This is a genomic window from Pseudomonas sp. CCOS 191 (assembly GCF_001007005.1).
Lineage (GTDB): Bacteria > Pseudomonadota > Gammaproteobacteria > Pseudomonadales > Pseudomonadaceae > Aquipseudomonas > Aquipseudomonas soli.
The window spans coordinates 941235-953972 of record NZ_LN847264.1; the positions used below are offsets into that span (position 1 = coordinate 941235).

General features: G+C 65.8%; 10 protein-coding genes. 6 read left to right on the forward strand and 4 right to left on the reverse strand.

What is annotated here, in order from left to right:
* Positions 1–12: 12 nt before the first annotated feature.
* The 3 genes from CCOS191_RS04355 to CCOS191_RS04365 all read left to right on the forward strand — a co-directional run bounded on the left by CCOS191_RS04355 (position 13) and on the right by CCOS191_RS04365 (position 5352).
* A complete protein-coding gene (locus CCOS191_RS04355; protein ID WP_156177735.1) occupies positions 13–3036 on the forward strand; it encodes an autotransporter serine protease in 3024 nt (1007 codons plus the stop codon).
* A gap of 302 nt (positions 3037–3338) precedes the next feature.
* Entirely contained in the window at positions 3339–4151 is an 813-nt protein-coding gene (locus CCOS191_RS04360; protein ID WP_046854190.1) for an alpha/beta fold hydrolase, read from the forward strand.
* Positions 4114–5352, forward strand: coding sequence for a PAS domain-containing sensor histidine kinase (locus CCOS191_RS04365; RefSeq protein WP_231867470.1), 1239 nt, complete (start codon positions 4114–4116; stop codon positions 5350–5352). The genes CCOS191_RS04360 and CCOS191_RS04365 overlap by 38 nt, the downstream gene beginning before the upstream one ends.
* Before the next feature lie 30 nt (positions 5353–5382).
* Here the strand turns inward: CCOS191_RS04365 and CCOS191_RS27020 are convergent, their stop codons facing one another.
* From CCOS191_RS27020 to CCOS191_RS04375, 3 genes are all read right to left on the reverse strand, one after another.
* Positions 5383–5667, reverse strand: a complete 285-nt coding sequence (locus tag CCOS191_RS27020; protein WP_082120356.1) for a type II toxin-antitoxin system RelE family toxin — start codon at positions 5665–5667, stop codon at positions 5383–5385.
* 6 nt (positions 5668–5673) lie between these two features.
* Positions 5674–5907, reverse strand: a complete 234-nt coding sequence (locus CCOS191_RS04370) for a Phd-YefM (protein WP_082120504.1) — start codon at positions 5905–5907, stop codon at positions 5674–5676.
* 271 nt (positions 5908–6178) lie between these two features.
* Entirely contained in the window at positions 6179–7666 is a 1488-nt protein-coding gene (locus tag CCOS191_RS04375; protein WP_046854192.1) for a methylenetetrahydrofolate reductase C-terminal domain-containing protein, read from the reverse strand.
* 236 nt (positions 7667–7902) lie between these two features.
* On the opposite strand from CCOS191_RS04375, the gene metE reads away from it, so the two are divergent.
* Together metE and CCOS191_RS04385 are read left to right on the forward strand one after the other, a co-directional pair.
* Positions 7903–10206 carry a 5-methyltetrahydropteroyltriglutamate--homocysteine S-methyltransferase gene (gene metE, locus CCOS191_RS04380; RefSeq protein WP_046854193.1) on the forward strand — a complete coding sequence of 768 codons (2304 nt, stop codon included), beginning with the start codon at positions 7903–7905 and terminating at the stop codon, positions 10204–10206.
* Between the two features lie 77 nt (positions 10207–10283).
* Positions 10284–10802 carry a histidine phosphatase family protein gene (locus tag CCOS191_RS04385; RefSeq protein WP_046854194.1) on the forward strand — a complete coding sequence of 173 codons (519 nt, stop codon included), beginning with the start codon at positions 10284–10286 and terminating at the stop codon, positions 10800–10802.
* Positions 10803–10936: 134 nt separating this feature from the next.
* Here CCOS191_RS04385 and CCOS191_RS04390 read toward each other — a convergent pair whose 3' ends face one another.
* On the reverse strand, positions 10937–11905 hold the full coding sequence (locus tag CCOS191_RS04390) for an arsenic resistance protein (protein WP_046854195.1): 969 nt from the start codon (positions 11903–11905) through the stop codon (positions 10937–10939).
* 76 nt (positions 11906–11981) lie between these two features.
* Between CCOS191_RS04390 and CCOS191_RS04395 the strand changes: the two genes are divergently transcribed.
* Complete coding sequence (locus CCOS191_RS04395) at positions 11982–12689, forward strand: SDR family oxidoreductase (RefSeq protein WP_046854196.1); 708 nt, start codon at positions 11982–11984, stop codon at positions 12687–12689.
* Positions 12690–12738 lie beyond the last annotated feature (49 nt).

The following is a 12738-nucleotide window of genomic DNA, read 5'->3' on the forward strand; positions in this document are numbered from 1 at the left end:
CAGGGCTGGGCCCTGGCCCCACTGGGGCGGGCATTGGTGGGTTGGGCGGCGTTGCTGGGCACGGCCCAGGCCGCGCCCTATGTGGAGAGCGGGCGCCAGGGTGATGCCAGCAGTTGGCGCAGCAGCGAATTCAAGGCCGACTGGGGGCTGGGGGCGATCAACGCCGACAGCGCCTATGCCGCCGGCTACAGCGGCAAGGACGTAAAGCTCGGGATCTTCGACCAGCCGGTCTACGCCCCGCACCCCGAGTTCGCCGGCAAGGACAAGATCGTCACCATGGTCACCAGCGGCATCCGCCAGTACACCGACCCCTACATCCCGGTGAAGGCCGGCGATGCCTTCCGCTACGACGGCAGCCCGTCGGTGGGCTCCGATGGCCAGCTCGGCTCCCATGGCACCCACGTCGGCGGCATCGCCGCCGGCAACCGTGACGGCGTGGAGATGCATGGCGTTGCCTTCGATGCGCAGATCATCAGCGCCGACAACGGCGACCCCGGCCCCGAGGATGGCATTGTCCTGGGCAACGATGGCGCGGTGTACAAGGCCGGCTGGGACAGCTTGGTGAACAGCGGCGCGCGGATCATCAACAACAGCTGGGGCATCGGCATCACCGATCGCTTCGCCAAGGGTGGGCGCAATCCGGACTTCCCGCATTTCACCGTGGATGATGCCCGGGCGCAGTTCGCGCAGATCCAGCCGCTGCTGGGTACCTTGCCTGGCGGCGCCTATGACGGCGCCATCGCCGCTGCACGCAGCGGTGTGCTGACCATTTTCGCCGCCGGCAACGATTACAACCTGAACAACCCCGATGCGATTGCCGGGCTGGGCTATTTCGTCCCGGAGATCGCCCCCAACTGGATGACCGTGGCGGCGTTGCAACAGAATCCCGACACCAGCAGCGCCAACCCTTACGTCATCAGCACCTTCTCGTCCCGTTGCGGCTATACCGCAAGTTTCTGCGTCTCGGCCCCCGGTACGCGCATCTACAGCGCGGTGATTGGCGGCACCAGCCTGGCCGACCTGACCCAGGGCTACGCCAACAAGAACGGTACTTCCATGGCCGCGCCCCATGCCGCCGGCGCGGCGGCGGTGCTGATGGAGCGCTTCCCGTACATGAGCGGCGCGCAGATCGCCAGCGTGCTGCGCACCACCGCCACCGACATGGGCGCGCCGGGCATCGATGCCTTGTACGGCTGGGGCATGATCAACCTCGACAAAGGTATCCGCGGCCCGGCGATGCTGGTCACCGAGCAGGATATCCCCGAGGAGTTCCGCATCGCTGGTGGCTACGGGCCGAGCCAGTTCGTGGCTGATTTGCCGGGTGTCGGCGCGCTGGTGGACGCCGGCAGGCCCACTGAGCGGCGTTGCAACGGCCTGAGCTGTGGGCTTGACCTGTGGAGCAACGACATTTCCGGCCATGGCGGCCTGACCAAGCAGGGCATCGGCACCCTGGTGCTCAGCGGCAACAACACCTACTCCGGCCCGACCCTGGTCAACCAGGGGCGGCTGGCGGTCAATGGTTCGCTGCAATCGACGGTGACGGTCAACGACGGTGGCGTGCTGGGCGGCAACGGCCGGATCGGCGCGCTGGTGGTCAGCCGTGGCGGCGTGGTGGCGCCAGGTAACTCCATCGGTACCTTGCGCGTGGCTTCCGACGTGACCTTCCAGCCGGGTTCGACCTATGCGGTGGAAGTGGACAGTACGGGCAGCGACCGTCTGGTCAGCGATGGCCAGATAGCCGTGGGCGGTGCGAACCTGGCCCTGGACCTGCAGAACCCTGGCGTTTCGCTGCAGTCCCAGCAAGCCACCAGCCTGGTGGGGCGGCAGTTCGACATCCTGGATGCCGCAGGCGGCGTGCAAGGCAGTTTTGCCCAAGTGCAGTCCAACGCGTTGTTCCTCGGTGGTGGCTTGGCGTATACCGGCAGTGGGGTGCGGCTGGCGGTGCAGCGTAATGCCACCTCGTTCGCCAGTGTCGGCCTTACCGCCAACCAGCGTTCGGTGGCCGCGGCGGCTGATCGGCTCGGCGCGGGCAACCCGGTCTACGAGAGCCTGCTGTTGTCGGCCGATGCCGCCAGCGCCCAGCAGGCATTCGATCAGCTGTCCGGCGAAATCCACCCGGCGGTCGGTAACCTGCTGCTCAACGACAGCCGCCAGTTGCGCGACGCCGTGGGCGAGCGTACCCGGCTGCAGGGCGTGGAAGGCCAGGACAATGGCCTGTGGGTCAAGGCCCTGGGCGCCTGGGGCAAGGCCGACGGTAATTCCGGACATGCGCGCTACAGCAGTTCGATTGGCGGCGTGCTGCTGGGGGTCGACGGGCAGATGAGCGAGGACAGCCGCGTCGGCGTCTTCACCGGCTACAGCGACAGTTCGCTGAGCATGGGCGATGGCCGTCATTCCTCGGCCAGCGTTGACAGCTACCACCTGGGCGCCTATGCCGGCAAGGAGCTGGAGCAGATGCGCTTGAGCGCGGGCGCGAGCCACAGCTGGCACCGCATCGAGACCAAGCGCGAACTGCAGTACAACGAGGTCAGCGATCGCCAGAAGAGCAAGCGCGATGCGCAGAGCACCCAGGTGTTCGGCGAGGCGGCCTGGAAGGTCGAACTGCCGAGCGTGGCGCTGGAGCCGTTCGCCAACCTGGCGTATGTGCATATCGCCAGCGACAGCTTCAAGGAGCATGGCGGCGCTGCGGCGCTCAAGGGCGGCGAGGATAACCGCGATGCCTGGCTCTCGACCCTGGGCATGCGCGTCGGCAAGCAACTGCAGTTGTCCAGCGGCCAGGCGCTGGAGCTGTCCGCCACCCTGGGTTGGCAGCACAACCTGAGTTCCACCGGGGCTGACCAGCACCTGGCCTTCGCCGGCCAGGGCGATACCTACAAGGTCCAGGCGTTGTCGCTGGACCGCGATGCGGCGGTTGTCGGTGCGCGGGCCGGCATCGCCGTTGGGCGCCAGGCCCGGGTCAACCTGGACTACAACGGCCTGCTGGGCAGCCGCGACAAGAGCCACGGGGTCGGCCTGACCCTGGATTGGGCGTTCTAAGCCCCGGCAGCGCAAGACCTTGCAGCGGCCCCGGTGATCGATCGGATGCAACAGATCACCGGGGCTGCGTTGCAGCCCTTTCGCGACACAAGGCCGCTCCACGCAAGCCAAGGACGTGTGACGCCTTTGTACGCAAAATCCGCGCTCTTCCCGCCCATATCGCGTATGGTGTCAGCCAGATCACCTTGGAAACACCCGGCCTGCCCCTCATGTCGAGCGCGGGCGCGCCTCGACCATTCTCACCCGCAGCATGCACCGCTCGGCACTGCTCAGCACAACGTTGCACGACATCGGGATAGGTAATGACCCTGCAAAAGCGTAACAACGTGCACATCGCTGGGGGCGGCAGTACCACCTTGATCCTGTCGCACGGCTTCGGCTGCGATCAGTCGATGTGGCGCTGCCTGCTGCCTCATCTGGTCACCCGCTTTCGGGTGGTCACTTACGACCTGGTCGGTGCCGGCCAGTCCGACCTTGCGGCCTACACGACGGAAAAATATGCGTCGCTCTGGGGCTATGCCACGGACCTCAACGAGCTGATCGACGCTTATGCCGAGGGGCCGGTGATCGTCGTAGGGCACTCGGTGAGTGCGATGATCGGTGTGCTGGCGGAGCGGCAGCGGCCTGGGCGGCTTGCCGGGCTGGTGATGATCGGCGGCTCGCCCTGCTACATCGATTCGGCGGAGTACACCGGTGGCTTTGCGCCGGAGGAAATCCAGGCGCTGCTCACCACCCTCGATGACAACTACCTCGGCTGGTCCAGTTCCATGGCCCCGACGCTGATGGGCACGCCCGGGCAACCGCTGCTGCAGGCGGAGCTCACCAGCAGTTTCTGCCGCACCGACGCGCAGATCGCCCGGCACTTTGCCCGGGTCATCTTCCTCTCCGACCATCGCCAGGAGGTCTGCGGCCTGCCAGTTCCGACGCTGATCGTGCAGTGCACGGGCGACCCGGTGGTGCCTGTGGCCGTGGGCGAGTACCTGCATCGCGTGCTCCCCGACAGCCAGCTTAGCCTTATCGACAACATGGGCCATTACCCGCAGCTGAGCGCCCCGGGAGCCTGCGCGGCGGCGATGGATGCGTTCTTTGCCGAGCATGGGTTCGGCCATGGATGACGCCGCCTTGCTGTTCGATGAGTCGTTGTTCGAGCACGCGCCGTGCGGGCTGGTCGTCATGGCCGCGGATGGCACCGTGCTGCGCTGCAACCAGACGTTCAGCCAGTGGCTGGGGCATGACCCGGCGGCGTTGCAGGCGCGCAGTTTCGATCAGTTGCTGACGGCTGCGGGGCGGGCGTTCCAGCTCACGCACTGGGGGCCGTTGATGAACCTGCAGGGCTCGGTGTCGGAGGTGAAGCTTGAGCTGCGTCACCGTGATGGGCACCTGCTGGCCATGCTGCTCAACGGGGTGCGGCGTGAAACCGCCGAGGGGGTGCGCTACCACCTGGCGCTGCTCGGCACCCGCGAGCGGGACCGCAACGAACGGGCGGCGCTCGTGGCCATGCAGCGCGCCGAAGAGCTGCTGGCGCAGAAGGTCAGCGCCGAGGCCGCCCTGCAACGGGCACAGGCCGAACTTGCCGCTGCCTATGAAAACGCCGAGCGCCGCGCCATCCTCGCCGAGCAGATGGTCGCGGTCGCCAGCCATGACCTGAAGAACCCGATGACGGCCATCAAGATGGCGACCGAACTGCTCGAACGCGATGCCGACAGCGACCGGGCCCGGCGCTTGCTGGGCAGCATCGGCAGTGCCGCCGACCGGGCGCAGCGGATGATCGTCGACCTGCTGGACTTCGCCTCGATCAGGCTAGGGCAGGGCATCCGCGTGACGCGTCAGCAGGTCGATTTGCGCCAGGCGGTGGACCAATGCGTGAGTGAGCTCAGGGTGGCCTTCGCCCAGGCCGGTATTCGCCATTATTCGCGCGGGCATGGCACCTTCGAAGTGGACCAGGACCGCTTGCAGCAGATGCTTGGCAACCTGGTCGCCAACAGTGTGGCCTATGGCGACCCGGGCTTGCCGATCACCGTGACCACCGACCTGACGGACGAAGGCGCGACCTTGAGCGTTCACAATCACGGGCCGGCCATTGCTGAAGCGGTGATCCCGACGCTGTTCGAGCCGATGACGCGAGGCAGCGAGCGCGAGGATCCGCTGCGTTCGGTGGGCCTGGGCTTGTTCATCGTCAAGCAGATTGCCGAGGCGCATGGCGGCAGGATTGGCATGCGTTCGGATGCGATCTATGGCACTACCTTCACCGTGTGGTTGCCGGCCAGGGGGGCACTGCCTGGCACTGTTGCTGCCGTTGATGGGCGGGAACAGTAATCTGCCCCGTTCTTCCTGCTCTTGCAGGGCTCATATACGGCGATTGGCAGCGTCATACACCTCGTCATCGCGCCTGGCGCCACTACAGAGCACCAGCACAACTTCTGTACCGTTGATGCGACAGACGATACGTATATCCCCTGTCCGTATTCGTCGGCATCCTGCAAGCGTACCCCTTAGTGGTTTGCCGAGTTTATCGGGCTCACCTTGAGCGATGCGCTCGCGTACGACTTTAAGGACCCGCTGAGCTTCGGCGCGGCCAAGCTGCAGGAGATCGTCTTCTATCTCGGGATGAAACCTGACAGTCCAGACCATGTGCTTCTACCTGAAGCGAGCCTCCATGTCCTCCAGGCTCACGGTGTGTTCTTCATTGAGGCTGCGCAGGCGCTCGGTGGCGAGACGTTCGGCACGCAGGTCGGATAGCTCGTCCAGCATGGCCTGGTAGGCTTGCACGCCCATCAGGACCGCAGCGGGTTCGTTGTCCTTGAAGATGACCAGGTGAGTGGCATCCCCGCTGGTCACTTCCTTCAAGCGTGCGCCAAACGTCCGGGCCATGGTGGTGGCGGACACTGCCTGTTCAGCTCGGGTCAGTAGGCCAGTCATTTGGAGTTCCTCGGCTTCACACACGATAAGTGAGTGAATGGTTCGCTTAATTATGCGTATATCAATGCGCATATTTATACGTATGACAAACGGCTAGTGTAGGTGTTGAGGATACGTTGTGGGCTTGCAGGCTATTGTCCGGGTTTGGGCAGGGCTTGGCCTCATCGGGACGGTTGCCGGATGTATCTTGTGATTGCGACGCCCTATCTACGTGGGCCAGCCCTCATTCATTGAATTTGGGAGTGGTGCTGCGGTTTTGGGTGGGTTGACGGGTAGTAGTCGTCTCGAACCACCCCGGCCACGAACTACGCTGCCGGTTCTCCACCTGCACACAGGGAATCAGCCGCTCACGCAACACCTCGGTCCTGCCCACGCTCACCGCCAGCCGGTACTTGGCGCTGTGCACGCATTCCCGATCGCCAAACTCGCAACGATCCAGGCTGGTGCCGCCGCACGGCCCGTTTGCCAGCCCCTTGGGGCAGGTCTCGGGGCAGATATACAGCGTGTCCTCCAGCCGGCAACTGCCACAGGTATCGCAGCCCACCATCGGCCGTTTGATACGCCGTTCCAGCTGGTGCAGCCACTGCGCTGCCGTGGGGTTGGCCCATAGCGGCCGGGTCACGGCCCAGCCGAAGGCCTTGCTCAAGGCGGTGGTGCGGCTGAACAGTTGATGGTGCATCGCCGACAGTAGGTGATAGCGAACCTTTTCCTTGTTGGACGCGGTGATCTGCCGTTGGCCGAGGCGCCAGGCGTGCCCGGGTGGGTGGAAGGCGACCGGCGTCAGGCCAGGTGCCTGCCAGGCTGCTTCCCAGGCCGGGGCCCAGTCCTGCAGTGAGCTGAACTGCGGTTCCAGCACCTCGATGGCCTGCTCTAGTGCCTCGAATTGCGCCACCTCGTGGATGCCGGACAAGTGCACCCCGGCATAGCCCATCAATTTCAGGCCGATCACCTGCAAGGCCAGGCGCTGGTTGGCGCGCTCCTTGGCGTAGGTCTTGGAAACCGCAGCCTCGGCGGCCAGCAGTGCGCGCATCGATGGCGTGACGGTCACCCCGGCGACATGCTCGAGCATCCCGGCACGGCCCTCGGTCAGCGCCATGATGCAGGCCATCAGCGGCTTGGGGCGGGGCTGGCGCTGCATCCAGTCGAAGGCTTCCTGGTGTTTATCGATATCGAAACCGAGCTGCAGGATGAACAGGTCGGCTCCGGCGGCGAGTTTCTTTTCAGCCTTGCTGTACTGCGCGCCGCCTTCGGCCTCCTGGTACTTGAACGGGTTGAGCGCGGCGGCCAGCAGCCAGTGCGGGCGGGCCTGGCGGACGATCTGCAGGGCGGCGACCGATTCGAGGTAGCGCACCGGGCGCTCGCCCGGGACGTGGCCGGGCAGGCGGTCGCCGGTGAGCAGCAGCAGCTGGTCGAGGCCGGCGGCGTCCATGCGTTGCAATTGCGCCAGCAGCTCACGGCGCTCGCGGTCCTTGCCTGAGAAGTGCAGCAGGGCGGGGACGGGCTCGGCCAGGCTGTTGAAGGCGTCCAGCGGCGACATGTCCAGGGCGCTGCCAACGCGGTCGCCGATGGCCACGGTCAGCGGCCAGCCGCACAGCTGGGTGCGGGCCATGAGGGTGTCGAGGGTGGCGAAGCGCTCGGCGCTGGGCTTGGGCACGAACTCGAGGATGCAGGCGAAGGCGTTGGCGTCCAGGGTCGTTTTCAGCAGGCTCATGGGGTGTGGGCTACCGGGTTGAGGCAGGGTGGCAGTGTGCGACAGGTGGGCGGCTTTGGCATGTCTGAATGCGCGGGGGAATGTGTTGATTGAGACATATGGGCCCGAGCCGACGGCATCCAAAAGGCACTATGAGCAAATCTTGAGTTCATCTCAAATTTAATGAGTTTGTCTCACATTAACCCTCAGCCCAGAATCTCCCTCATTCATTTTAAAAAGGATCGAGGGACCACGACATGGCACTGGCACACAACCTGGGTTTCCCACGCATCGGCCGCGACCGTGAGTTGAAGAAAGCCCAGGAAGCGTTCTGGAAGGGCGAGCTGAACGAAGCCGGCTTGCGCGCCGTGGGCCGTGAGCTGCGTGCCGCCCACTGGCAGTTGCAGAAGGATGCCGGCATCGACCTGCTGCCGGTCGGCGACTTCGCCTGGTACGACCAGGTGCTGACCCACTCGCTGACCTTTGGCGTGATCCCCGAACGCTTCCGTGCCAAGGACGGTGCCAAGCCGACCCTGCAGACCCTGTTCGCCATGGCCCGAGGCGCCGTGGCGACAGACCGAAGCGACAGCTGCTGCGGTGGTGCCCACGCCCAGGAGATGACCAAGTGGTTCGACACCAACTACCACTACCTGGTCCCCGAGTTCAGCGCCGACCAGCAATTCGCCCTGAGCTGGGAGCAGCTGTTCGAAGAGGTGGAGGAGGCCAGGGCCCTGGGCCATGCGGTCAAGCCGGTGGTGATTGGCCCGTTGACCTACCTGTGGCTGGGCAAGGCCAAGGGCGCCGACTTCGACAAGCTCGACCTGCTCGACCGCCTGCTGCCGCTGTATGACCAGATCTTCAACCGCCTGGCGGTGCAGGGCGTGGAGTGGGTGCAGATCGACGAGCCGATCCTCGCCCTCGACCTGCCGCAGGACTGGAAGAACGCCTACGAGCGGGTCTACAACATCCTCCAGCGCGCCCCGCTGAAAAAACTGATCGCCACCTACTTCGGCGGCCTCGAAGACAACCTCGGCCTGGCCGCCAACCTGCCGGTCGATGGCCTGCACATCGACCTGGTGCGTGCCCCGGATCAGTACCCGACCATCCTCGACCGCCTGCCGGCCTACAAGGTGCTGTCGCTGGGCGTGGTCAACGGCCGCAACGTCTGGCGCTGCGACCTGGACAAGGCGCTGGAGGTGCTGGGGCACGCCCACGAGCGCCTGGGTGATCGCCTGTGGGTGGCACCGTCGTGCTCGCTGTTGCACAGCCCGGTGGACCTGGCCCGTGAAGACCAGCTCGATGACGAACTGAAACGCTGGCTGGCATTCGCCGTGCAGAAGTGCCAGGAAGTGGCGGTGCTGGCCAAGGCACTGAACCAGCCCGAGGGCGACGAGGTGCTGGCGGCGCTGGCGCAGAGCCGCGCCGTGCAGCATAGCCGCGCCACCTCGCCACGGATTCACAAGCCGGCGGTGCAGGCCCGTGTCGCCGCGATCAAACCAGCCGACAGCCAGCGCGCCACCGCTTTCGAGCAGCGTATCGTCAAGCAGCGCGCCGGGCTCAACCTGCCGGCGTTTCCGACCACCACCATCGGTTCGTTCCCGCAAACCGCGGCCATCCGCCTGGCGCGCCAGGCGTTCAAGCAAGGCACGCTGACCGAGGCCGACTATTTCGAGGCCATGCACAGCGAGATTCGCCATGCAGTTGAGATCCAGGAAAACCTCGGTCTGGACGTGCTGGTGCACGGCGAGGCCGAGCGCAACGACATGGTCGAGTACTTCGCCGAACAGCTGGACGGCTACGTGTTCACCCGTTTCGGCTGGGTGCAGAGCTACGGTTCGCGCTGCGTGAAGCCGGCGGTGATCTTCGGTGACCTGAGCCGCCCGAAGGCGATGACCGTGGCCTGGATCACCTACGCCCAGGGCCTGACCCGCAAGGTGATGAAGGGCATGCTGACGGGCCCGGTGACCATGCTGATGTGGTCGTTCCCACGCGAGGACGTGAGCCGCGAGGTGCAGGCACAGCAGCTGGCGCTGGCGCTGCGTGACGAGGTGTTGGACCTGGAGGCCGCCGGCATCAAGATCGTGCAGATCGACGAAGCCGCTTTCCGCGAGGGCCTGCCGCTGCGCCGCAGCGCCTGGCCGCGCTACCTGGAGTGGGCCACCGAGGCGTTTCGCCTGTGTGCCTCGGGTGTGCGGGACGAGACGCAGATCCACACCCACATGTGCTACAGCGAGTTCAACGATGTGATCGAGTCGATCGCGGCGATGGATGCGGATGTGATCACCATCGAGACCTCGCGTTCGGACATGGAACTGCTGGAGGCGTTCGAGCAGTTCGCTTACCCGAACGAGATCGGCCCGGGCGTGTACGACATCCACTCGCCGCGGGTGCCCGCCAGGGAAGAGATGGTCAAGCTACTGCGCAAGGCCACCCAGCGGATTCCGGCCGAGCGGTTGTGGGTGAACCCGGATTGCGGCTTGAAGACCCGTGGCTGGCCGGAGACCGAGGCGGCGTTGGTGAACATGGTCGCCGCTGCCCGCGAGTTGCGCGCTTCGGCCTGATAGTGGGGTTGGCAGGGCCCGCGCATGTTCCCCACACTTCGGCTAGAGTGCCCGGACATTCCTGCCGAAGCCCTGCCATGAAGCCCATCCACCTCACCCTGATCTGCCACGCCCGCACCGAGGCGCAAAGGGTGGGGCGCTTCGCCCAGGATGGCGAGCCTTTGCTGGAATTGCCTTCGCTTGTGCCTGAACCGGCGGTCCGCTACCTCAGCGCGCCTGAGCTGCGTGCCCGGCAAACAGCCGAGGGCCTGAGGGCGACGGTTGATGAGGGGCTGCGCGATTGCGACCTGGGCACCTGGAAAGGTCAGCCGCTCAAGCATCTGGATAAGGCCGCGTTGCAGGCGTGGCTGAGTGACCCCCATGCCACGCCTCACGGCGGCGAATCGCTGGCCTCGCTGTGCGAGCGTGTTGCCCATTGGATGGACAGCGTCCTGGGCGAGGGCGAATGGATCGCCGTCACCCACCCCTTCGTCATTCGCGCCGCAATGCTGCATGCGCTGGGCGCGCCTCTGCAATCCTTCCACCGCATAGATGTGCAGCCCCTGGCCTGCTTGCGCTTCAGCCATTACGGTCAATGGCGGGTGCAACTGGGCTGAGCATTGTGGGGCCGCTCCGCGCCCCTTTCGCCGGCAAGCCGGCTCCCACAGGGATGGCACTTGGCTTGAGAGCAGCGCGGTCGGAGTGGGAGCCGGCTTGCCGGCGAAAGGGGCGCGAAGCGGCCCCGACGACATCAGCTTGAATGAGCGGCCCGTACCAAACTCGGCACGACGCGAACGTAGACCAGCTCGCTGACCAGCTCCACCAGCGTCTGGGTAATCACCGCCGCCGCTGCCAATGCCCGGATCGACTCAGGCAGCGCCAACGCCAACGGCAGCACCACCAGCGAATTACGCGTGGCGGCGCTGAAGGTCACCGCCCGCGCCTCGCCTGTGGACAACTTGAACAGCCGCGCCGCAAACCACCCGAGCAGCGGCGCCAGCAAAGCGAAGCCGACATATACCGGCACTACCGGCAGCAGGTCGTCCAGCCGGCTGGCGACCACGCCGATCTGCGAGCCGATCACCGCGATCAGCACCAGGGCCATGGCCGGCACCGGCAGCCAGGCCCAGGCGCCGTTCCACTTCGAAACCACTGCAGAGCGCCGTGCCCCGGCGCTGGTGGCGACGGCCAGCAGCAGTGGCAGCGCGATCAGCAGTACGAAGGCCTCGACAAATGGCGCCACGGAAATCTCCACATGGCCGGCGCCGCCGAGCATCAACGCCAGGTACAGCGGCAGCAGCGCCAGTTGCACCAGCAACAGCACGGGCGTGGCGGCCAGGGTCAGGCGCGCGTCGCCCTTGCCGAGGTGAGTGAACACCACCACATAGTCGATGCACGGCGTCAGCAGCACCAGCAGGGCGCCGACCAGCACGGCGGGGTGCTCGACCAGCCCACGGGTTCCAGCCCATACCAGCAGCGGCACCAGCACGAAGTTGGCCAGCAATAGCGCGCCCATGAAGCGCCGGTTGCCAAGCCCTGCGCGCAGGTCGAGGAACGGGATCTGCAGGAACATCGCGTACATCAGCACGGCGATGGCCGGAGTCACCAGCGCTTCGAGCGCGCCGGCGGTGCTGGGTACGAGCAGGCCGAGCACGGCGGCCAGCACCACGGCGATGAAGTACAGGGGGATCTGGTTTTGCTCGAGTTGCTCTCTGTTCACGGGCGGCCTGGCATTTCCGACTGAATTACTGGGGCAGGCAGGGTACTATCCGGCGCAGTCCATAGGGAGTGATTCGATGCGAATTCTAGTGGTCGGTGCAAGCAAGGGATTGGGCCAGGCGCTGGTGCAGGGCTTGGGTGGGCATGGCGATACGCTGATTGGTGTGTCGCGTAGCAGGCCGGTGGCGTTGCCGGGCGCGGCGCAGTGGATCGAGGCCGACCTTGGCCAGCCGCGCCAGGCCGCGACGATCATCCATGAGGCGGTGGCCGACGGTGGGCTGGACGTGCTGGTGTACAACGTCGGCATCTGGGAGACGCGGGCCTTCGAGGAAGGCTACAGCTTCCTCGATGATGACGAGGCGCAGATCGAGCGCATGGTCGACACCAACATCACCGCGCCGCTGCTGCTGATCAAGCGCCTGCTGCCGCTGCTGCTGCAGAGTGCCCGACCCCGGATCATCCTCACCGGCTCCACCTCCGGCCTGCCGGGCAGTGGTCGCCCGGAGGTGACCTTCGGTGCCAGCAAGTTCGGCTTGCGCGGCATCGCCGAAAGCCTGCGCGAAGGCTTCCGCGAACAGGGCCTGGGGGTGAGTTGCCTGAACCTGGGCTACCTGAACACCGAGGATGGCCTGGACGTGCCGCTGGCCGAGGCCGAACGGCGTGGCGAGGGTTCGCTGATCCCGCTGCACGATGTGGTGCAGGTGTGCCGGATGATGCTGAACCTGTCGTCGGCCAGCTATGTGCGCGACATCACCTTGCCGGCGCTGCGCGACGAGCGCTTCTGAAAGGGTAGGGGCAAGCCCGCTCCCACGAAGGTAATCCTTGTGGGAGCGG

Excerpts from the sequence above, each read along its gene's own strand:
- CCOS191_RS04370 (WP_082120504.1), bottom strand. The coding sequence starts at position 5,907 with ATGGCCCGGACGTTTGGCGCACGCTTGAAGGAAGTGACCAGCGGGGAT.
- metE (WP_046854193.1), top strand. The coding sequence starts at position 7,903 with ATGGCACTGGCACACAACCTGGGTTTCCCACGCATCGGCCGCGACCGT.
- CCOS191_RS04385 (WP_046854194.1), top strand. The coding sequence starts at position 10,284 with ATGAAGCCCATCCACCTCACCCTGATCTGCCACGCCCGCACCGAGGCG.
- CCOS191_RS04395 (WP_046854196.1), top strand. The coding sequence starts at position 11,982 with ATGCGAATTCTAGTGGTCGGTGCAAGCAAGGGATTGGGCCAGGCGCTG.
- CCOS191_RS27020 (WP_082120356.1), bottom strand. The coding sequence starts at position 5,667 with ATGGTCTGGACTGTCAGGTTTCATCCCGAGATAGAAGACGATCTCCTG.
- CCOS191_RS04360 (WP_046854190.1), top strand. The coding sequence starts at position 3,339 with ATGACCCTGCAAAAGCGTAACAACGTGCACATCGCTGGGGGCGGCAGT.
- CCOS191_RS04365 (WP_231867470.1), top strand. The coding sequence starts at position 4,114 with ATGCGTTCTTTGCCGAGCATGGGTTCGGCCATGGATGACGCCGCCTTG.
- CCOS191_RS04375 (WP_046854192.1), bottom strand. The coding sequence starts at position 7,666 with ATGAGCCTGCTGAAAACGACCCTGGACGCCAACGCCTTCGCCTGCATC.